This window comes from Enterococcus casseliflavus NBRC 100478 (assembly GCF_001544095.1).
GTDB classification, from domain to species: domain Bacteria; phylum Bacillota; class Bacilli; order Lactobacillales; family Enterococcaceae; genus Enterococcus_D; species Enterococcus_D casseliflavus.
Genome location: NZ_BCPT01000026.1, coordinates 1 through 21,025 on the forward strand (window position 1 = coordinate 1; position 21,025 = coordinate 21,025).

Annotated in this window: 25 protein-coding genes; 11 read left to right on the forward strand and 14 right to left on the reverse strand. The window is 30.7% G+C overall.

Annotation, left to right across the window (positions count from 1 at the left end; translation table 11 throughout):
• Positions 1 to 450 precede the first annotated feature (450 nt).
• Positions 451 to 1,020, reverse strand: coding sequence for a helix-turn-helix transcriptional regulator (locus ECA1_RS15590; protein ID WP_060792988.1), 570 nt, complete (start codon positions 1,018 to 1,020; stop codon positions 451 to 453).
• A gap of 108 nt (positions 1,021 to 1,128) precedes the next feature.
• Positions 1,129 to 1,362 carry a hypothetical protein gene (locus tag ECA1_RS15595; RefSeq protein ID WP_005230951.1) on the reverse strand — a complete coding sequence of 78 codons (234 nt, stop codon included), beginning with the start codon at positions 1,360 to 1,362 and terminating at the stop codon, positions 1,129 to 1,131.
• A gap of 121 nt (positions 1,363 to 1,483) precedes the next feature.
• On the opposite strand from ECA1_RS15595, the gene ECA1_RS17520 reads away from it, so the two are divergent.
• Complete coding sequence (locus tag ECA1_RS17520) at positions 1,484 to 1,570, forward strand: type I toxin-antitoxin system Fst family toxin (protein WP_115224856.1); 87 nt, start codon at positions 1,484 to 1,486, stop codon at positions 1,568 to 1,570.
• 573 nt (positions 1,571 to 2,143) lie between these two features.
• Here the strand turns inward: ECA1_RS17520 and ECA1_RS15600 are convergent.
• The 4 genes from ECA1_RS15600 to ECA1_RS15625 form a co-directional block, all read right to left on the reverse strand.
• Positions 2,144 to 2,497, reverse strand: a complete 354-nt coding sequence (locus tag ECA1_RS15600) for a nucleotidyltransferase family protein (protein WP_005231966.1) — start codon at positions 2,495 to 2,497, stop codon at positions 2,144 to 2,146.
• A 346-nt stretch (positions 2,498 to 2,843) separates the two neighbouring features.
• Complete coding sequence (locus ECA1_RS15605) at positions 2,844 to 3,278, reverse strand: hypothetical protein (protein WP_005230910.1); 435 nt, start codon at positions 3,276 to 3,278, stop codon at positions 2,844 to 2,846.
• 38 nt (positions 3,279 to 3,316) lie between these two features.
• Positions 3,317 to 3,610 carry a hypothetical protein gene (locus tag ECA1_RS17945; RefSeq protein ID WP_060793016.1) on the reverse strand — a complete coding sequence of 98 codons (294 nt, stop codon included), beginning with the start codon at positions 3,608 to 3,610 and terminating at the stop codon, positions 3,317 to 3,319.
• A gap of 961 nt (positions 3,611 to 4,571) precedes the next feature.
• On the reverse strand, positions 4,572 to 4,796 hold the full coding sequence (locus tag ECA1_RS15625) for a hypothetical protein (protein WP_034869591.1): 225 nt from the start codon (positions 4,794 to 4,796) through the stop codon (positions 4,572 to 4,574).
• A gap of 948 nt (positions 4,797 to 5,744) precedes the next feature.
• Here ECA1_RS15625 and ECA1_RS15635 point away from each other — a divergent pair.
• Positions 5,745 to 6,611: a hypothetical protein gene (locus ECA1_RS15635; RefSeq protein ID WP_249023861.1), complete on the forward strand. Its 867-nt coding sequence runs from the start codon at positions 5,745 to 5,747 to the stop codon at positions 6,609 to 6,611.
• A 165-nt stretch (positions 6,612 to 6,776) separates the two neighbouring features.
• On the opposite strand, the gene ECA1_RS17525 is transcribed toward ECA1_RS15635, so the two are convergent.
• Positions 6,777 to 6,923, reverse strand: coding sequence for a hypothetical protein (locus tag ECA1_RS17525; RefSeq protein WP_155642949.1), 147 nt, complete (start codon positions 6,921 to 6,923; stop codon positions 6,777 to 6,779).
• A gap of 37 nt (positions 6,924 to 6,960) precedes the next feature.
• Positions 6,961 to 7,242 carry a hypothetical protein gene (locus tag ECA1_RS15640; RefSeq protein WP_060792992.1) on the reverse strand — a complete coding sequence of 94 codons (282 nt, stop codon included), beginning with the start codon at positions 7,240 to 7,242 and terminating at the stop codon, positions 6,961 to 6,963.
• A gap of 218 nt (positions 7,243 to 7,460) precedes the next feature.
• On the opposite strand from ECA1_RS15640, the gene ECA1_RS15645 reads away from it, so the two are divergent.
• Positions 7,461 to 8,093: a hypothetical protein gene (locus tag ECA1_RS15645; protein ID WP_060792993.1), complete on the forward strand. Its 633-nt coding sequence runs from the start codon at positions 7,461 to 7,463 to the stop codon at positions 8,091 to 8,093.
• Positions 8,094 to 8,127: 34 nt separating this feature from the next.
• Here ECA1_RS15645 and ECA1_RS15650 read toward each other — a convergent pair whose 3' ends face one another.
• Together ECA1_RS15650 and ECA1_RS17575 are read right to left on the reverse strand one after the other, a co-directional pair.
• Positions 8,128 to 8,571, reverse strand: a complete 444-nt coding sequence (locus ECA1_RS15650) for a hypothetical protein (RefSeq protein ID WP_060792994.1) — start codon at positions 8,569 to 8,571, stop codon at positions 8,128 to 8,130.
• Between the two features lie 363 nt (positions 8,572 to 8,934).
• Positions 8,935 to 9,093 carry a DUF5388 domain-containing protein gene (locus ECA1_RS17575; protein WP_162264661.1) on the reverse strand — a complete coding sequence of 53 codons (159 nt, stop codon included), beginning with the start codon at positions 9,091 to 9,093 and terminating at the stop codon, positions 8,935 to 8,937.
• A gap of 176 nt (positions 9,094 to 9,269) precedes the next feature.
• Between ECA1_RS17575 and ECA1_RS15655 the strand changes: the two genes are divergently transcribed.
• The 3 genes from ECA1_RS15655 (at position 9,270) to ECA1_RS15665 (ending at position 12,398) form a co-directional block, all read left to right on the forward strand.
• Entirely contained in the window at positions 9,270 to 9,548 is a 279-nt protein-coding gene (locus ECA1_RS15655; protein WP_060792995.1) for a lactococcin 972 family bacteriocin, read from the forward strand.
• Between the two features lie 88 nt (positions 9,549 to 9,636).
• Positions 9,637 to 11,766: a bacteriocin-associated integral membrane family protein gene (locus ECA1_RS15660; RefSeq protein ID WP_060792996.1), complete on the forward strand. Its 2,130-nt coding sequence runs from the start codon at positions 9,637 to 9,639 to the stop codon at positions 11,764 to 11,766.
• 2 nt (positions 11,767 to 11,768) lie between these two features.
• Positions 11,769 to 12,398 carry an ABC transporter ATP-binding protein gene (locus tag ECA1_RS15665; protein WP_060792997.1) on the forward strand — a complete coding sequence of 210 codons (630 nt, stop codon included), beginning with the start codon at positions 11,769 to 11,771 and terminating at the stop codon, positions 12,396 to 12,398.
• Between the two features lie 47 nt (positions 12,399 to 12,445).
• Here ECA1_RS15665 and ECA1_RS15670 read toward each other — a convergent pair whose 3' ends face one another.
• The 3 genes from ECA1_RS15670 to ECA1_RS15680 form a co-directional block, all read right to left on the reverse strand.
• Positions 12,446 to 12,691 carry a hypothetical protein gene (locus tag ECA1_RS15670; RefSeq protein WP_060792998.1) on the reverse strand — a complete coding sequence of 82 codons (246 nt, stop codon included), beginning with the start codon at positions 12,689 to 12,691 and terminating at the stop codon, positions 12,446 to 12,448.
• Between the two features lie 358 nt (positions 12,692 to 13,049).
• Positions 13,050 to 13,370: a hypothetical protein gene (locus tag ECA1_RS15675; protein ID WP_060792999.1), complete on the reverse strand. Its 321-nt coding sequence runs from the start codon at positions 13,368 to 13,370 to the stop codon at positions 13,050 to 13,052.
• A gap of 10 nt (positions 13,371 to 13,380) precedes the next feature.
• On the reverse strand, positions 13,381 to 14,382 hold the full coding sequence (locus ECA1_RS15680) for a ParA family protein (RefSeq protein ID WP_060793000.1): 1,002 nt from the start codon (positions 14,380 to 14,382) through the stop codon (positions 13,381 to 13,383).
• Positions 14,383 to 15,101: 719 nt separating this feature from the next.
• Here ECA1_RS15680 and ECA1_RS15685 point away from each other — a divergent pair.
• Positions 15,102 to 16,142 (forward strand): replication initiator protein A, encoded by a 1,041-nt coding sequence (locus tag ECA1_RS15685; protein WP_060793001.1) that lies wholly within the window; start codon positions 15,102 to 15,104, stop codon positions 16,140 to 16,142.
• Between the two features lie 185 nt (positions 16,143 to 16,327).
• On the opposite strand, the gene ECA1_RS15690 is transcribed toward ECA1_RS15685, so the two are convergent.
• Entirely contained in the window at positions 16,328 to 16,864 is a 537-nt protein-coding gene (locus ECA1_RS15690; protein ID WP_060793002.1) for a hypothetical protein, read from the reverse strand.
• Between the two features lie 363 nt (positions 16,865 to 17,227).
• Between ECA1_RS15690 and ECA1_RS15695 the strand changes: the two genes are divergently transcribed.
• The 4 genes from ECA1_RS15695 (at position 17,228) to ECA1_RS15710 (ending at position 21,014) form a co-directional block, all read left to right on the forward strand.
• Positions 17,228 to 18,541, forward strand: coding sequence for an AAA family ATPase (locus tag ECA1_RS15695; protein WP_060793003.1), 1,314 nt, complete (start codon positions 17,228 to 17,230; stop codon positions 18,539 to 18,541).
• On the forward strand, positions 18,528 to 19,127 hold the full coding sequence (locus ECA1_RS15700; protein ID WP_060793004.1) for an RloB family protein: 600 nt from the start codon (positions 18,528 to 18,530) through the stop codon (positions 19,125 to 19,127). The genes ECA1_RS15695 and ECA1_RS15700 overlap by 14 nt, the downstream gene beginning before the upstream one ends.
• Positions 19,128 to 19,214: 87 nt before the next feature.
• The gene (locus tag ECA1_RS15705) at positions 19,215 to 19,913 is read left to right on the forward strand and encodes a toll/interleukin-1 receptor domain-containing protein (RefSeq protein WP_060793005.1); all 699 of its coding nucleotides are present in this window, start codon (positions 19,215 to 19,217) and stop codon (positions 19,911 to 19,913) included.
• Positions 19,914 to 20,630: 717 nt separating this feature from the next.
• A complete protein-coding gene (locus ECA1_RS15710; RefSeq protein WP_060793017.1) occupies positions 20,631 to 21,014 on the forward strand; it encodes a hypothetical protein in 384 nt (127 codons plus the stop codon).
• Positions 21,015 to 21,025 lie beyond the last annotated feature (11 nt).

The following is a 21,025-nucleotide window of genomic DNA, read 5'->3' on the forward strand; positions in this document are numbered from 1 at the left end:
TTAACTAATTCAGAATACCATGCTACTCCTTAGTCAAATAGTTAACATAATGTGGCTTAACACAAGACGCCCGTCAATCAAGCGATTGACGGGCGTTCTTTGTGATTTTCAATTGGTCTAGCTATGTTTGATCACTAAAATACTGGTAAATCAAGCTTCTTCTCTTTGGGTCGTTTGTGAAGAAACCGGGGGGGGGGGCGAGTTGGAACGGTGTTATGTTCCACTCCAGACTTGTCGCAAGATAAGCGAAATGTTGCGTTTCTAACAAGCGTAAAATACAGCGAACTTGATTCGCTGTTTGCCACCCGGTGACGATCGTAGGATCGAATTCATACCGTCGACAAAAATCACTCACCGATAAACCAAGGTGCCCCACGATATACGCAGTAATCGGATAGCTGTCAACATAAGCTGAAAACGACATACACAATTCATCCTTTCAGCGTTATCTTAGGGTTCACGGAAAAAGTGCCACCACTTCTTCTTTCTTTCTTGTTTCGGTCGCACGAATTCATTTTCAGAAGTGAATTTCTCTTCTTGTTCTGAGGGGCTATCATAAGCGTTTTGAGGCGTTTTAAAATTTTCCGAACCATTATTCAATTCTTTATTTAAATCGCCTGATAAGCGTTCCTGCGACGTCAGAAGCAGTATTTGTTTGTTCACTTGCAAAGTTAGTTGTTGTTGTTGATCAAGAAGTTTCTGCTGTTGGGCTAATAATGACTGCAGCTGATCAATTTGTGCGTCCTTTTGTTGCAACTGTGCAAACAACTTCATTTCTATACTGTCAGAGCTTGCTGTGTCAGGGATTTCGAAGGCTTCAAGCAACTTGGTACGTCCTAGCTTGTCTGCAAGGTGCAACACCCCCGACCATAGCACTGTCTTGTATCCTTGGCTGTTTTTGGCAAGGTACGTTGGCTCTAGGTTGTCAACATGTTTCCTCATAGCTTGTCTGCTGATACCAAAAAATTCAGCAAGTTCTTTTACTGTCAAAATTTCTTTTGGTTGTCTGTCTGTTGTCAAAAGGTTGTCACCTCAGTTGCTTTTTTCTTTTAGTATACATGAATTCGCTTTGCCAAGCGAAACCGATTGAATGCAGCAATCAAAGTAGAGGAACATGCCGTAAGAAAACTACATGTTTTCTTCTAGTAATTTTAGTATATAGTCTTCCGCTATGATCTCTCCTTGCATGATCAACCGTAAATGGTCGAAAGGGATTTTTGTGGATTTACTGAGTCGGTTCAGTTCTTCCTCACTCTTGATCCTTTCATAAATTTTTTTGGTTCGTTCGATTCGATCCCATTCTGTATTGGTCAAGTAGCGGGAAAGTTCATAGGTTAGCCGAGAATCCTCTTCACCGTGCACAAGATCAACTCCTCTTTTTATGGATTATTATAAAGGCAATAGAAAATAAAGAAACAACTGATCACTTGAATTGTTCATGTTATACTCGTTAATGGCAACTGCCCCGTGAGGGGGTGTAAATATGCTAGAAACTTTAATATCGCTGATTATCGCTCCACTATTCGTGGGTCTAGTACTCTTACTAGTTGATCGCTGGCTAGACGATTAGCCGATAGTCGAAGCAGTTGCCTTCTGGCCCCAACGCTGGAGTCGCAACAGCGCAAAAAAAGCCCTCCTATTCGCAGTAGGAGGGTTTTTTGGTGTAAACATGCTTGTTCTTTAATATCGCTTCGCACATTTATTATAGCAAGAAATTTTGAAAAAATCAAAATGCAGCAATCAGTACCAGTCATTTTTTCGTTCTGAAATTATTTGGAAATTGATATCGAAAAGGTAGGTCACATTTTCAACTTTCTATGGTCGAAAATGTGACCTACCTTAAAATTGACCAATCCCATGCAGCACTAACGTTTTACTGACCTCGTTACATGTAGGAAGTTGTTTCCTAACCCCCCTATTAGTAAATGGGGGTTCGCGGTCACTTCAGCTCGCACAGCAAGCTGAAGTGACACCAGAAAGGCTACAAGGATTTTTTGCTAGCGCAAAAATCCTACAGCGTCTGCACAGCAAACGCTGTACGCCATTTCTCTTTTTTATCATAACGAAAGTAAACTATTTTGCAAAGTTTTTTCTCTCTAGCTAATCAAAAGTTTTGTAAAAATTGATCAATGATATCTGCGCTTCAACCCTTTACTTTAAATGAGTCGCTCGTTTTAAAATCATAAATCATTACACAATCTGCTTCTATATTTTCTTTGAGAAGAGGGTTTCTTTTTTTGTTTGTTTCTGCGTTGATTACACGTAGTGTAATAAGATCGATCTCTTTTTTTAATGCGCTACTTAATTTACTTTTTAACCGAATCACATCAAATATACTGTGGAGCAAAGACCCTTCACCGTCGATTAAAATATCTAAATCACTGGTTTCTGTTGCTTCGTTTCGAGCGTATGATCCAAACAAAAAAGCTTTTTTTATTTCCCATTCTAAAAATATTGGTGTACATAATTTTTGAAGATCACTAATTGTATAAATCAAATAACCGAACTCCTTGTCTTCAATTTGAATATTAACATAAAAATGAAAAGCGACAATTAATACTCAGCGTTTAGGAAAAAATATTGATAAAAAAGTGAAGGAACAGGTAAATCGATTGCTTCTTTTAGATCAAAAAAGGGAAAGAGCATAAGGTAAACGCACCACTCTCATGTTGAAAGTGGCAAAATAGGCTGTGCCTATTGCGTTTTGAAGAAAATGAATGTGATACCACAGCATAGTTTTTAGCAGTTGTCAGGGAGTTGTTCAGAGACTACTCAAGTAGTCATTTTTGCGAAAAGTAGTCTCTAGGTACCACCATCGATCGTCCTTTTTGAAAGACAAATTTTTACAAATACTTAGCGATCAGATCATTGTAAGTGAGCGATTCTGAATTTAGTTTTTCTTCTTTTGCTTTCTCTTTTTGATTATTAACGGGTCTTTTTTGTGATTTATTTTTTGCTTTTTTTCGCCGACTATTCGCCCATTTCCCTCTTTGTTGTGTCTTTACTTCTTTGTATTTTTCAGAATTTTCGAGATCAAAAATATCGACGTCCATCGTTTCCGCAAAACTATTTGAATAAATTAAAAGTTCATCCAAACGGTTTAAAAGTGCCCGCATTTGGATATTTTCTTTTGTCTTTAATCGATACAATTCCAAAATAATATAGCGAATTAAGGCACTATCCGTTGCTGAATCTTCCACTGCTAACAGTTCTTTTAAGTCTTCTAATGCCTCTCTGTGTTCAGGATCAATATAAATTTGCAGCCGTTCTTTTGTCATTCCTTTTTCCCTTCCAAGATAAATCTTATATCTCTTCTTTAAAATAAATTTAAACCCCAAACAATTACGATTGCTATACAATCAAGTATAAACTCAATTAAATTCTCATTCCCTCTTGTATAACTTTTTAAAATAAAACCAGGTTCTTTTGAAGAAAAACCTGAACGATAATTAATAGGGATTAATAGCCCAAGCAGTATCCCTATTAATAAAAGATAAAAAGGCCAGCTTGGAGAAATGTCCCTATATAAAATAGCAGCTATGATCGAAATACAAAAAATAATAATCTGAGTGATTTTTATAATCACAAATTTTTTGCCTTTTCTATTCATTATTGAACCCTCAACTTTCTCAACATAAAAAAATTTAAAAATAAAAAAAGAGAAGAGATAATACGCACTTCTTCCCATTTCTCTATACATTTTCATAGAAAGACATAAGTTACTTGTGACAAAATTAAAATTATAAAAGTAATCAAGCTGATTACAAACAAGATTCTCCAGAATAAAGACTTTTCTTTTTGATACATTTAAAAAAATAAAAAGCATAAATCGGTTAAATACACATGCAAATACGCCCCTAAATTATCGGTTTTATCAATTCGTTTCACATCGACAAACCCATGAGACCAAAGTTGCGCAAATGTTTCATTGGGATATAAACACTTTTCAAATGTGGAAATTTTAGCAGCATATGAATATACCAAGACCCACACCCTTTTGGTTCCAATACTTTTACAAATTCAAATTTGCTCTTGTTTTTAACATTTAGTTTAATATCATTAAAAAACACAAAAGAGCTGCTTTATTTAAATTTAATTTATAGTAGGTTTTCTTAAATAAAATGGTCAGTAATTTTTTTCAGATTGGGATATCTTCAAAGCCAAATTATATCCAACGAAAAAAATGATAAATTTGACTACTAAATTGGTAGTTGGTAAAGACTGTAAAGTATATTCTCCAAAGAATAAATCTATAAGCACGATAAAAACTAACACAATGATAGATATTAAAAAGCTTTTAGCAAAATATTTCATACAGCCCCCTTTTCTATTCAATGTAAGAATACAATCGTTAAATATCCAAAGATAGTTTAGCGGTTGTACAGATATAAATTAAAAATAATTGGAAATATCAAATATATTTAAGAATAAGCTAACATAATTTTCTTTGAAATTATCCAAGAAAGGCTCTTTTTTTGTTATTAGCTTATAAAGACTTACTAATGCTGATAAAATAATGCAAAGCATGGAGTATAGTATAACAAATAACAGAACTATGATTACTACTTTAGTTAATTTTTCCATGAAGATGAAGTCCGTTTTTTAGAAAATATTTTGGATAATATAGTGATAATTAAAACTCCTAATAAATACGAAAAAAAGTATACAAAGAAATCAGTTAACAATTTTATTAATGAAAGATCATTTAGGGTTAAGTCTTTACTTAGAAGATCAATAGAATAATTAACTATATTTAAAACAAGAGACATTAGTGCTGCAGTAGCTAGATGTTTCATTTTAATCCTCCTTTTTTATATTATTGTGATTAAAGTATTCCTTGTTAGTAGAATATTGAATTGAAATCAAAAATTTCTTAAAAAGGAACTTAGAAGAATGCCAGCAATAAAACCTAACAATACTAATATGACGGTTCTAAATTTTTTATTTTTCATATAAAATTCTCCTTTGGTAAAGTAGTTTAAAAAATAAAATATAATAAAACACCTAAAGAGAGTATTAGAGTAAATTCCATTACCCTTTCAGCAACTAAATTATTTTTCTTAAGAAAAATAGTTTTAATTTTGTAAGGATTCCAAAATGATTGTCTTGCATAACTTGGTGGGTATACGTAGTCTAAGAGCCCATTGATTATAAGTAATGGTAATCCCTGTATTAAATTACCTTTGAATACTAAGTAAACATAGTAGATAAGCAATGATAATTGAGCAATTCTGAGATATCTAATATTGGTAATGTGATAATTCATGATAACACCCTTTCTTTAAAAATTATCTCACATTAAAATGCTTAGTCAAATAAAAAATAACTTGATAATTATTTATAACTTGATAACCGATAAATAAGTCTAATTAAAAAATGTTAATAAGAGTGAACATAGTCAGCAATTGATTTCAAAATTGCTGGCTTTATTCTGCTTTAATATAAAATCATAGAAACTGTAATCGATGAGCACAAAAAAAGATCTCCCTAGTTTCCGCTAGAAAGATCAAACAAACTATTATGTCCTTATTAATTATAAGTAAAAAAATATGAATTACAAAGAAAATGCTTATTTACTATTTGAGGGGTGATTTATTGAGTAATCGTTCTCCACCGAATAATTGAAATAATTTTTAGAAAGGATGTGTAAATCATAAATGAGAAGTTTTAAGGCAAAGAAATTTTTCTTTTTAACACTTATCTTATCTTTTGTTTTCTTGATAACAATCGGGAATATTCATAGTGTGATTGCTATTGAATCGACTACTCCGCCTGAAGAAGATCAAGAAAAAACGAAGGTATCTGACCAGGTGCTTAATCAAGCTGAAGAATCAGCTGTCGTACAAGGTGCAGATGGGTTGTTATACGTGGTGGCAGACAAATCAGACAAAGAACAGCTGATTTCTTCAGATACGCCACAAATCGCTGAAAAAACAGAAGGCGATTTTACAGCTGTTGAAGTAGGGATTGATGAAAAACGGCAAGAAAAAGCAGATCAGGCAGATCAAGAAATCAAAGAATTTGATGAAATTGATTTAGATGATGTTGAATCGCTGCAATCGGCAGTCAATAGTGAAGATCTTCCATTTATTGAAGAAGATCAAGTTGCTGAAGAATTGTCAAAAGCAAAAGATTTAGAGGAATCCGAACAGATCTTGATGCAAACACGTTTCTTTTATGCTGAAGAGATCCTCAATCAAACGAACAACTTGAATGATGTTCCTTCTATGCTGAAAGAAAGCAAAGTTGCCTTATTAGCTTCGGTATCAAAAACAGTATCTGAAACAACGATCAATCCGCCTTCTGGTTATCCTTGGCTAATGTATATAGTTCGTAGCAATGGCTATTCTTATACAGAAGATCGTGGGATTCGCCGGACGATCGATGGAAAAGATGCCTTTTGTTTACAAGCCGGGGTAACAGCCACTAAGACCTATACAGATGCCGGAAAGCAGCGATGGATGGCTGCACAGATTCTTGTTTGGGAAAACTCGAATGAGAAACCGAAAAGCATTACAATCACACCAAATCATAAAGCCGGCGTGACTGATTGGAAAAGCAAAATGACAACTCGTGCAAACCAGATCCGTACACGCCCTCAAGTTAGGTGAGGTGGATTCTTCAAATAAAGTAAGTAAATTGTCAGAAATTCTTGCTAGCGGAACGTATGAGAAAGTATATTCTAGTGGCAAATTTAAAGATTAATAGAAATGAATAAAAAGGCAGATCAAGCAATATTAAAATTATTTGATCTGCCTTTTTTATTTATCATGGTTTTACTTATTTAAGTCGTCTATTTTTTTCTCTAACATATCTATCTTTTTTTCAAGCTTTTTTGTGTCATATCGGACAACTGCTAAGGCTCCTAAGTAGATAGCTACTAAGGGTAAAAACGTTAATAGAAATTCGCCTGATATTTCCATATTTTACACCTCAAATTTATTAGTATAGATAATTTTTCTATAAATCAATTCTTCTCTTAATTCTTTTTCTTTTTAGGTAAGGTTCTTCGTAATCTAAAAGCTTCTGATAAACAAAATCCATAGGCTTACTAGAAGCTAGTCCCAGGCAGTAAATAAAGGTTACTGGTAGAGAATCTACGGTTTTATTTCTTGTTATCCAACTGGAAACAGTTCCTTGTTTAAAACCATAGAGGTCACAGAATGTTTCTACTGGCATAGCTAGATGCTGAATAACGTACATATTGATGGGATGTGTGTATACAAAAGTATTAACTTTCATAGTGGGAAAGCAACTCCTTACATATATAACTGCATTTGCATTAATATTAATCTATTAGATCAAAACACGCAACTAAGGGGTGGGTTGAGGCTTTGTTTTCTGTCCAATGGACTTTTTTATTCAAAATACAATTTGTATGTAATAAAGGAAGCTTTGGACAATAAAACGCTTTAATGTTAAAATAATGCTGTAACCAATATTTGGAAGGAGTTGTTTTTTTGTTAAAAAATGGTAAATTTCTTATGTTTTTTGGAACGTTACTCCTAGGTTTAACTTCGTTCATTGGTTTTGGTCAATTAGTTAGTGCAGAAGAGACAGGTAGCATAGTTGGCAACGAAAAAGAGGAAGTAGTCATTAGTCAAGATTTGACAAAAGAGGAGTTAATATTAGAATTAGCGACTAATTCTAATATTACAAAAGAGCAAGCAGAAGAGTTATTGTTTCCTAGCTCAGTAAGAGCAAAAAGAAGTGTAGAAGTGGAAGAATCTAATTACGCCGTTGTGAAGGCAGCATGGCAAGATCGAACAATATCAGATTATTTTGGAAGTTCAAGACAGGTTTATTTTTATTGTAGAACTACTGAAGGTGGAGGATTTCGAGCAATAAAGGAAATAGTTTACGCAGGATTTAATGCTGGTGACAAATCTTTTAAAGGAACACTACAATATGCTTTGCCAGATCCTAACCGTATTCACTATACATTAAATGGTGATTTACACCATAATGGTACAATAAACGCTTCTGGAGGTATTTCAATTGGTGTTGGTGGCTCTTCTAGCATGGATTTTTCAATTGGAGGAAGCAGCTCATTCTATCAACACTTATTCAGAAATCTAGATTTATACTTTTAAAAAAATAAAAAGAAGGAGCAACTCTCCTTCTTTTTTATTTTGCTATTTTGTCTAGGTGATTTTTTAAACTATTCAATTTATCATTATCTTTTTCTGGAACATCATATTTTTTATCAGAATCGATTCCTTCTGTTAAAGTGTTATTGGAAATGGTATATTTATTTATCACTTTATTGTCTTTGTACATTTCGATAGTATAGTGACCATTTGGAGTAACTTTATTAGTATCTATAACATCAATTTTTTCGTTGCTAATTACGGCATTTAAATCTGTTATGATTCGTTCTTGCTCCTGTGAATCATTAATAGTTGCAACACGTTCTTGCTCATTTGTAGATTTCTCGTTAGCAATGGTTACCTCTATTTTATCTATTTCGTCACTTTTTACAGTATTTAGCTTATTGTTGTTACATGCACCCAGCAAAACCAAAAATAGTAAAGACAGTCCTAACAGAGCAGCAGTTCTCTTCTTTTTCATTATATTTCCTCCTAAAATATTTGAAATCGTTTCATAACTACCATCTTTTATCTGTATTCTTGTTAATTATACTATTTTAAATATCTATATACAATTTATATATATTGTCAGTTAAAAAATACTTTTATTAAGCTGATTCATTTACCTTTTTAGGGGTACATGGAACATCCATACAGAAAATAGCGGTAAGGAAATTATCATATACTTTTTATCCTTCAATATAGAATTAGGGAAATATAGAAAGTTCTATATTTCCCTAATTCTATATTTTATTCTTCTATGTTCCATGTACCATTTATGGGATTTATTGTTGCTCTTTCATTGTTCAAGTGACCCTTAAATCTAAATATTTTTACAGAAAAGTTACTTTTCTCTATTCATAGTTTTTCTTCTAAGAACTTCAAACTGATTTTCAAATGTCCGTTGTTGCTCATTTGTTAATGAATCAATTAATATTGTTAAGGCTCTTGAAACTATTTCTTTTTGGTTTTCTCCAATACCTATTAAAGAAAGAGCATTGATTTTATCACGTAAGCTTTATAGTATTAGCCCTTCTCAAAAATCTATTAAATCTATTTTGGCTTCATAAAAGCTATTTAAGATATCCCTTTACAAATTAAAGCGATATTCGTACAATTTTATTGAAAACATTATTGTTGCCAATTAAAGTACAAAAAAATGTATACAGGAGGAAAAGTATGAAAAAGAAGTTAGCGTTAATTTTTGCAGTTGCCAGTTTCGTTGTACCTACCGTAGCATTAGCTGCTGATGTAGGGGGCGGAGAATGGCACTATGGGGTTGGTTATACAGATACTTATGGATATTCTAACTATTATCACGAAACCAAAAAGCATAGTGCAACAGTATCATCAGATACCAAAACTGTCACTGTAACTCAAAAGAAAGATATTTGGGCAAAAGCTAGTATCACAAAAATTCCACCTACCGGTATGAACTATTACTGGAAAACTTTTTAGTGATAACAAATAAGCCTGAAATAGACTCTGTGAGCCTGTTTCAGGCTTATTTAAATCTAAGAACTCGATGTAGGAGTGACGTCAAACCATGAAAAAAATATCATATTTCTGTTTACTAATTGTTATCACATTTTCTGCTCTTTTATTATCTAATGTTTACGAAACAAAAGATACTATACGGCTTAATGAAATTGAGATGAAAGATCCTTCTTTTCGTTTTTATGTAAAAGACTCACAAAAATCTATTCAAGAACAACTTTCTTTTTTTGAAGAACTAGCACAGAATGAACACGTTAGTATTTTCAGAACAGATGTCCGAAATAACATTATTGTTAAATCAGTGGTTTTTGATAAAAAGAGCTTTCCTTTTAATGAATTTAATTTGCCTCATACGGATTTATTTGCTGAAAAATCTGAGATTTATAAAAACTATGGATCCGTAGAAAATAATAGTTCAGCCAAAATACCTACATTTACTAAATCAAAAATACTGCTACAATCATTGGAAAATTATTATAAAGATAGTAGTGTCTCTTTGAACGGGATTTATTCTGTGGTGGGTACCGATGATTTGAATTCCGAAAAAATCATGAATCAATTAAGTGAATTTTTTGGTGTAAGTCAAGAAGATCTTCTCTCAAAACCTATACAACAAGAAGTAGGCTTAGTTAATAGAAGTCTTATGATATTTATAGCTATTATCATAAGTACATTTTTAATTTTGATAATTGTTAATATCTACACTCCGTTAATGCAGTTAAAAAGAATAGGCGTATCCAAGTTGAATGGTATTCCCAATTTAAGTATTTTTTTTGATTTCATTAAAAACTCCTTGTTAGTAATAGTTATAGCTAGTTTAGTTATAGATATCTTTTTATATTTTTATTATGATTATCACCCCTATCAATTCTTTTTGTATTTGATTTTATCCCAAATAGTCATAATTCTTTTGTTTCTACTTACAAATACTTTTACTTTTTTAACAATTAGGAATGTAACTATTTCTAAAATGCTTAAAAACTTTTTGAATTTCAAGTTCGGCGTTATGATATGCTACTTTGTAAAGTTGATGATTTCTTTTTTAGTTACAATGATTCTACTGCAAGTTTCTACTGACATTGATACTTTAATTAAACAGTACAAAATAAACGATTCCTGGCAAAAAAACGGAAATGTTTTAACGTTAGAAACATATAAATTAGTAGATGATGATTTTCAAAATTTTTTACTAAGTAATGGGAAATTCGAGGAAAAATTAGCAAATCTTTATGCTGAGTTAGAAGAAAAAACTGATGTTAATTTTATATACAGTACAGTAGTAAATCCGAACCGTAATCTTGCTGTTCCAGATCCTCATATGTATACCGAAGACGAGACCTATGAAGTGATGGAAGTAAATGATAACTATATAGAATCTTTAGATTTGTCTATAGACGGATCTTCTGTATCCTCTGGGAAAGATGATCCACGTATATTTTTTGTTCCTAAGTCATACAAAGATAACAAAAACATTGTTTATTTGTGTCAAAATATATTATTTGATAGTTTCGATTCAGAGCAGCAAGAAGCTATACCTCTAGAAGATCTATCAGTAACAATTAATTATTATGATGATAAAGATTTTGAAGTATTTTCGTATGCTGAATCAGAAAATCCGATTTTTACAAAACCTATCTTTATGACCATGAATTCAACGGATATTACCTGGTATGAAAAGATCTTGTTAGCAAATACTGGATTAAATAATCCTTTGAAACTTGAAAATACCAAAAGCAATCAGGAAGTCGTAAAAAATATTATCGATAAAGATAGCTATAAAAATCTTAATTTGAAGTTCTCCTCCATTAATTCTATTTTAGGTGATATTACTTCATCATATAAACAAAGCATTCAAATATTTAGTGTTATTTTGGTTTTCCTATTTTTATTAAGCGTATTTACCTCCGTATTTTTAGTTAATTGCATTGTCTTCAGCGATCGTAAGAAAATTGCGATTCATAAATTATTTGGTTTTAAACTTTTTGATAGATATAATACACTCTTCATTATTTTTAGCAGTATTTATCTTGTTCAATTACTTTGCGTTTTCCTTTTTTCCAAAACAATATTACTTATTCCTTATATACTTTTAACCCTGTTGATAGACGGTACGGTTATCGTTCAAGTTATCATGAGAAAAGAGAAAAATAGTCTATCTACTGTTCTGAAAGGAGAATAAAAATGATCGAGTTAAAGAATGTAAGAAAAAGTTATGGAGAGCATATTATATTTGAAAATATTAATCTTATGATTGAAGAAGGAGAAATGATCGCTATTACAGGTGAAAGTGGTTCCGGAAAATCAACTTTACTAAACATAATCGGTCTAATTGACGATTTTGATGCTGGCGAGTATTTACTTGAAAATAAAAAAAATATCAAAATTAATTCAAAAGAATCTCAAAGAATAATTAGAGATAAGATAAGCTACTTGTTCCAAAATTTTGCTTTAATTGATAATGAGACTGTCACAGAAAATTTAATGATTGCATTAAAGTATCATTCTAAAAATAAATCTGAGAAAAAAAGACTTATCCATGAAGCACTTTTAAATGTAGGGTTGGATGGTTATGAGAAGAAAAAGATATTTGAACTATCTGGTGGTGAACAGCAGAGAGCTGCGATCGCTAGAGCGCTTATCAAGCCTAGTAAAGTACTGCTAGCTGATGAACCCACTGGCTCGCTTGATTTCAAGAATAGAGATGAAATTCTAAATTTGTTAAAAGAGATAAATAGATCCGGTAAAACTGTTGTAATTGTCACTCATGATCCGGAAGTAGCAAATTGTTGTTCTAGAATAATAAGCATATGATTAATTAAATTAAAAAAGCTCATGTCCCCTATTATTGGGGCATGGGCTTATTCTTTTCTTTTATTTTTACTTTCTTCAATATAGAATGCCTTATTATCAATTTCTTTAGTTCTGAAACTTGCTCCACTATGATCTCTATTGGAGTTATTTAAGCCTCCTAGACCAGTGTTTACCATTGATCCCCATCCTTTGTGCGGATCTTTTCCTTCTTGTCTAAGTTCCCAATTTTTTTTTCGCATTTTGTCTAACTTTTCTTGTTTCCGTTTAGCAAAAAAATCCCTGATATTACTCATTAGTAAATCGCCTCTCTTTCCATATATTATTTAAATAGTTTGTTTACTATTTATAATAATACTCTTAATTACATTTAATGTAAAATTTTAAAAAATCGTTATTAAATATATAAACGTTATTATCCAGCAAGATTATATAAGACAATGTTGAAATATTATGATATGCACTTTTTAATAAATCGCGTCTACTATTCGTTAAAGCTTAATAGTTCAAATTATAAAAAAAGAGAAATATGATAATATATCTTTTTAAAAATCAGCTACTATTTCTATTAAATTGTTCTAGGGCTTCTTTGGTTTACGGTTACACATTCAATATAACCAAAAGAGAAAAAGAGAAATTTCTCTTTTTCTCTTTTCAAAATATTTTATTCTTCTGAAGATTGGTAATAATTCTTTGTGCCCTCTCGTCAAAATTATTCTCTAAGTAGAACTGAGCCATTCGTCTAATAGTATTATATTCTTTAGTCCCATCAAAATCGCTAAAAATTTCAATCAAGCTTTTGATATCTGGATCAACTTTAATAGTTTTTCTGTCTTTAGCAGTCCAATCTTTTTGATCGTAATTTTCAATATTATTATTTGATTGCGTTTCAGGAATTTCGTTAGCAATCCTGGGTGTTTCAACCATTCTATTAACAGTTGGACGTTCTTTCTTTTTTCGATTTGTTAGTGCCATATTAAGTACCTCACTTATTTAGTTCGTATTGAGACAAATCAAGTTCCCGTGATAACTTTGTTAGTTTGTTACCATCCAAGTATTTTGGAGTATACTTATAGTTCTCTGGTATATCGCCATATTTTTCAAACAGAGCAATTCGCTCTTCAATTTCGGTGAAAATATCAGCAAATAAAGCAAATACCTTTCTATCATGATAGTCAACAACTGTGATTCCATACTCTGGATACTCTTCTAATCTTTTTTGATTGTTTACAATAGCATTAAAAGTAAAATTTTCTCCAAATGCTTCCTTTGTATTTTCAATTATTGATTCATGTAGCTCTCGTTTTGGTTGTAAAAGGAAAGGTAATAATCCCAAAACTTCGCCTTTAAAATCGTCACCAAAATCGTCAATAAGTGTTTGAAGATACTCGTTAATTATATCTAAAGAACCTTCAAAGGAATATGTTTTTGTTTCTTGAGTAATAACAAAATAATCTGCACAAACCATTGCATTATCAACTTTAATATCGGTACTGGGACCAACGTCAATCCAAATATAATCATATTCTCCTTTGATTTCTTCTAGTAATTTCGAAAAATGAAATGTTCTATTTTTTTTATACAATGGATCAATTAAATCGCCATTTAAATCCTTCTCTTTTGGATATAAATCTTCTAAGAGATCGCCATAATCAGCCATATCTCTTCCACCAGCAATCATAAAAAGGTTATCTGTAAGTTTTACAGTAGCTTTTTTTAAAGCGTTAGGTACACCTTCTGATGCGTCTTTAATCGCTTGGAAAATAGATGTAGGGAAACTTACGTCAAATGTTTTACCTACAACACTTGTTGCATTTCCTTGTATATCCCAATCAATTATCAATACCTTATTGTTAAATTGTAAAACTGGTAATGTTGCAACAACTGCTTCTTCAGTCGTTGAAGTGGTTTTCCCCACTCCACCTTTTTGATTAGCGTTAATTAATACTCTACAGCGTTTAGTAGGCTTTAAGAGTTCCTCAGACATAACGATCCTCCGATGTAAAATGTATTTTTTCTCCTAAATACATTTTACCATAGTTATTTTCTTATGTATATGATAAAATGTATTTAGGAGAATTTTTCAATTTTCTTTTTAAAATAATCACTAAAAAGAGAAAAAGGAGTAATTTCTCTTTTTCTCTTTTTCTCTTTTAGGTTTAACGCAATCTCTTTTTAAGAGAAAAAGAGATTTTTCCCTTTATTTATTTTGTTGTAAGCATGAAATACATGGTAAGAACTTAGGAGTTTTTCTCCTTTTCTCTTTTTCTCTTTGTACCTTTTTCTCTTTATGAATTATAAATAAAAGTAAATATACACAAGGGGATTTTTCTCTTTTTCTCTTTTTCTCCTAAAATCTTTTTTGCTTTAAACCGTTTACAAGCTACTTTATTAACAAGTATAGTTATACCATTAAGATTCTTAAAAATATTTATGTCGCTATCTTTAAATGTTTTTCAATTAATTATTTTAGGATCCACAATGCATGAAAGATATACTGTAAATCATTATTTACGAAAATCAAAAATTTTAAGTGTGAATTTAGAGAAAAAAAACTGTTCACGAATTGGAGTACGTGAACAGTAGCAACTATACAAACTAAAAAAAGATTGTATAAGTTTGAGATAAAATAAACAATTTGGTTGTGGTTTATTTTATCATAGTTGCTACCTTTTTTGAATAGCATATTTTACTGGGGGAACAATTATGACAGAATTTAATTTTTATAAATCAAAAGAAATATATAGAGAAAAATATTACCAAATGCCTAAAGTGTTTTTTACAAATAAACAATATTTTAATCTATCGAACGATGCAAAGATTGCCTATATGTTGTTGAAAGATCGTTTTGACTATTCGGTTAAAAATAATTGGGTTGATGAAGATGATAATATTTACTTTATTTTTACGGTTACAGAATTGATGAATTTACTTCATTGCCGAGAAGGTAAAGTATCAAAGATCAAAAAAGAGTTAGAACAAGCGGGATTACTGAAACAGAAAAAAGGTCGGTTAAACAATGTTGACGGGAAAATTAAAACAACGCCAAATTTACTCTATCTTGGAAAGCCTGAAGTTACGACTGAAGATATCTTCAAGATCAATCAGGAGGAAGATTCTTCCACCGTACGTGCGAAAAACGCAAATACGGTAAAAGACCTTGAAATCAATGATTCTACCGTAAATGCGAAAATCGCAAATACGGCAAAACCTAGTAATACCAATGGTTCAACCGTAAATGCGGAAATCGCAGACAATCTATTCTATTCTTCTAGTTCTTTAGACACTAATAGACACTCTATAGACACTAGAGAAGCCGATCAAAATTCTATTTTGCTTGAAAATTTCGTGTATCTGATGCAAGACAGCAGCGTTGCTACTTTCATACCAGAGAATGTACTAAACTTAATTAAAACTTTTTCAAGTACATTCAAAGAAGCCCAACAAACTGTAAAAATCATTCATAATGCAAAATTTAAAGCAGAACAAGAAGCGGATCAAAAGCTCGTTTTTGAAGAACTTGAAAATTATGGTGTTAATACGAATGAACTCTATCGAACAATGTTGAAGGCGTATCAAAAAGGAAAAACAGAAGAAGTGGATAGTCTATCGAATTTAATTTTTATTTACGTTAAAAACTGGTTTAAGGAAAAAGCTGCACCAGCTGTAAAAGCATATTATGATCGAGATTTTCCTGGTCAAACAAGAATACCTATGCATGATTGGTCAATTTCTGACTGTGATTGATAAATTAAAATAACGGAATTTAAAAATAGTCATTCAAAAATTTCACAAGTAGAAAATCGTTATTTTGGGGTTAAAATACAGATTTTCAGGTAGACCAATTTTTATTCACAAAGTAACTGCTGAAAATCCTTGAGAATAGTAGAAGTTGGGATAGTCGAGATTATGTTAACTGATGTGTTAAATAACTATTTTATAATTTCAGAACTCAATATATTTATTTTACGCAAGTTAATATCTAATTCGAGATAAAACTGATTGTCTAAATTTGTAAGTTCTTTACAGACTATTTTTAATTTTTTAAGAGACCAAGAAGTGAACTCAATTAAATCCATTTCTATTGGACTTTCAATTAACACCTTCTTACTAAGTGGTAGTTGAATTATCTCAATTTTATAATCATCTGAAATTATAAAATCTCCTGATATTTCGTCTACTGTTAGATTTTTATATTCGCTGTTAGATTCATAATCAATAAGTGAACTGTTGACACTGTTTATTTCATATAAATAATCTGAAGTAAGAATTAGTATTCTATTGTTTTTTTTAGAAAAAGAAACACCTCTAGGAGCTCCTCTAAAAACTCCACACCACTCATTAGAATCTTTTTCTATGAATTCAACATATGTCCAATCAGCTGAGTTCCAATTACTCTCTACGTCAAAAATTGTTTCTTTATATTTGCCTGAATATGGCTGTTCAATTAGTTTGGATTCTATTATCATTCTTGTCACCTCTCAAAACTGGACTTATATTTTTACTACTTAGTTTAGCAAATAAATTCAACTTAGTATAAAGCAAAGTTATGTTGACTCTAATAGATTTTACGAAAAAGAACAGAGAATACCTTGAAAATTATCAAGAGACCTTAGAATAAATAAAAGAGCTTTTTTATCATAACAATAATAGATCATTTTAATCAAACATTTATGGAATTATTTTTTCTTATTTGTTTGGTATATATATTTCATTTTTATACCTCAGAAAAAAATGTGATTTTATCTCTAAATAATAGATTATTTAAGGATAAAGTGATAATATGTATATAAGAGTTGAGAAAAAATCTCAAAAACAAAAGAGGTGTTTTTATGATTATCGAATTTAAAGTTGAAAACTTTAAATCAATAAAAGATGAGCAAAAATTAAGCTTTATAGCAACAGGTATTAAAGAAATTCCTGGATCCATAAAACAATATCAAAAAGACAACATAAAAATTTTAAAATCTGCAACTATGTATGGAGCAAATGCTAGTGGTAAATCAAACATCATTGACTCCATTAAGTTTTTTCAACGCTTTGTCACAACTTCCTTTAAAGAGTCGGAAGGAAACGATAAAATAAATGTTTTACCTTTTATTTTTTCTGAAGAAAATAGAACAAAACCATCTAATTTTGAAATCTCTTTTTTCCTCACAGATACTGAAATTGTGACATATGGATTTTCAGCTAATGAAGAAAAAGTTTTAAAAGAATATTTATATATGAATGATAAAGAGTACTTTTTAAGAGACGATAACGGATATAAATTTATTAAAAATATGGAATCTCAGTGGTCAATTAGAAAAGAACTTCTAAATGATAATTCCTTATTCTTGTCTTTATTAGCAAGTACAAATGATGAACTAGGTAGTCGCATTTTTAATTGGATCAAAAATGATATTATAGCTTTTTCTGCATTGAGAAATTTAAATGATTATAAAACCAAAGCTTTTTTAAAAGATAATAATTCTTTAAGAAAACAAATTATACGATTAACCAAAATAGCAGATTTAGATATAAAATATATTGATACTATTGAAAATAACGAGCTTCCAGATTTAGATATGCTTCCAAAAGAATTTTTGAACAAATTTTTAGAAGATAATAAAACTCTCTTAACAACAACACATGATTTAAAGAACAATATCGGTGAAAATATTGGCGAAGTTACTATTAAAAGTGGTATTGATAATTTTGAATCTGCGGGTACTATTCAATATTTAGCACTACTAGGACATATTATTGACTCTATTAATAATGGAAAAACTCTTATTATTGATGAGCTAGGAGCACAATTTCATCCCATTATGTCTAGAGCAATAATAAATCTATTTAATGATTCAAAAAATCAAAAAGGACAGCTATTTTTCACTACCCATGATGTGACTAATCTAACCAATGATATTTTTAGACGTGATCAAATTTGGTTCGCCGAAAAGGATAAATTTTCTAGTACACAAATTACTTCTTTAATAGAATACAAATTTAATAACGCAAAAATAAGAAATGATGAAAATTATTCTAAAAATTATATGCAAGGGAAGTATGGTGCTATTCCTTTTATTAACTTCTCATATAGTGAATTATTTGATGAAGATAGTTCATTGGAAAAGGATGGTGAAGTAAGTAATGGTCAAATTTAGTAGATCTGTTGAAACTAAAAATGCTTTACCATCAATTCTAATTGTCTGTGAAGGGCAAAGAACTGAACCTAATTATTTTAAATCTTTTCCTGTCGTAAACAAGACGGTAATCAAAGGTACTGGGAGAAATACACTATCACTTGTTGATTATGCAATTAATGAGAAAAAGAAAGGAGAATATGATCAAACTTGGTGTGTATTTGATGAAGATAGTAGAATCCAAGATTTTGATAATGCTATTAGCAAATGTCATAGTAATGGCATTTTTCCAGCGTATTCAAATGAATCTTTCGAATTATGGTATGTTCTTCATTTTGAAGATATACAATCGTATACAGGTCTAACTAGACATCAATATTGCTCCAAACTGGATACTTATCTTCCAACTAAAAGAAAAAAAGATAGACCTAAATATTGTAAAAATGATGAGAATAATTATGATCGATTACTATCATACCAAGATATTGCATTAAAAAGAGCAAAAAGACTTGAAGTTCAATATCCTAGTACTACTCCTTTTCATCAACAAAAACCTGTAACATCTGTTCATAAATTAGTTGAAGAGTTAAATAAATTTCTCAAATAAAAAAATTATATTTTAATAGTGTACAAGGTTCATTATTTTTTTTAATACTAATAAAAATTTTAATTATATGAAAGGAGTTCTTCAATTATGGTAAGATGTACAGCACCTGTCCGAGGTCACCGAACAGCAAGTGCTGCAGCTGATTGTCCAGCATGCAGTGGTAGAAATCGATATGGGGGGAATAACTATTTTAGCAATTACAGTATACCTTCAAGTTCTGGAAGTTCTAAACGACATATTAGTAGTGGTAACCCACAATCTAAAAGAAGGGCAAGTTGGTCACCCTCTATTTCGACAGTTTTATATACGCCGGCACAAATAAAAACCCTTACTCCAGTTCGTAAAAATGTAGAAATAAGAGCTGATAAAGTTGATTTACGAGATGTTTTTCTTTGTCATGCTTGGGATGATCGTAAGAATTCTGCAAAGTTATTACATGACCTATTAGAATCAAATGGTGTTTCTATTTGGTTTAGTGAAAAGGATGTTGCTTTAGGAGCTCCTTTACTTAGGGAAATTGATAAAGGTTTAGCCAACTCTCGTGTTGGAATTGTACTTGTTACTCCGTCATTTCTTAAAAGAATTAAAGGTGAAGGTATAGCAGATAAAGAACTTTCTGCTTTACTTGCTCGAGATTTACTTGTTCCTATTGTACATGAAACAACTTTTGATGATCTTAGGGAAATTAGCCCACTGCTTGGATCTCGTAGTGGTTTAAGTACTAATGAAGATTCTATGGATACTATTGCTACTAAACTAGCTGAGCTAGTTTTTGTTGAATCATAGATATAAAATAAATCGGAGTTATACTAAATGAGGTATTATTTTTGATACCTATTACTATACATGGAGTTATAGAGTTTAGTAAGAATTTCAATACGGAAAAATACTTTTTATTGGAAGATAGAAGGTATTTTTTTATGTTCAGTAAAAAATTGAAAGTTATCAGCTTTGTATCAAGTAGCTTTTAATGCCGGAAACCTGTTGATTAGCTTCCATGGTCAAGCACTAACATACGATGCCAATTGGAATTGTCTATGTGATGAAAAATATAGCTACGATTAGGATAAAGCGGATCGTTTGGGAGGGATAGCAAAAAAGAGAAAATCAACCATCGTTATGAAGGTGGTAGCATAAAAGAGTGTTCATTTGAAAATCAGTTTTAAAAGTATTTGGGCAAATTCTCGACGGGGTCAGAAACTTAAAAGTTTTTGATTCTTTTTTTTGTTTGGATTTTCATTTAATGGAAATTATTTTTATAGAATGATCATTTGCTTTTTCATGTTTATAAACGATCGCTTTTATATGTATGTTTTTGGGTTGCTCCATTTTAGAAATGAATTCATAGACTTATAAATAAATCTGTGATATTTTTCTATTTATTAATTAAATATTTTTTAAGGCTATAATTTAATTAAAGAGTTGATTAGTTAATAATACTAATATAATCAAAACGTATCTTAAGGATATGATTACTGATTATAACAGGAGAGGATGTCTACTTTGTCGGAATTAAGAAAGTCTGAGTATCAAGTTCTTTATTATTTTTATGAGTTCAATCAATCGATAACGAAACATGAGTTGTTAGAATTAGTACCAAATTTAAATAGAAACACAACAGCTTCTGTAATAAGTAATTTATTAAGTAAAGGATATTTGGAAATAGGAGAAATTAAATATTCTAAAAACGTTTTAGCAAGAGCATATAGACCTTGTATTCCTCTAACAGATTTTTTAAAAGATGAGTTTGGGAAAGACATTGTTGAACGAATAGTAAAACATGAACTAGATATATTAGAAGATCAACAACAATTAGAACAATTATTAGGCCTTATAGCCAGAAGGAAAAATACTTTAAAAGAAAAAACTAGGTCGTTGCTAACATAAAAAAATTTTCT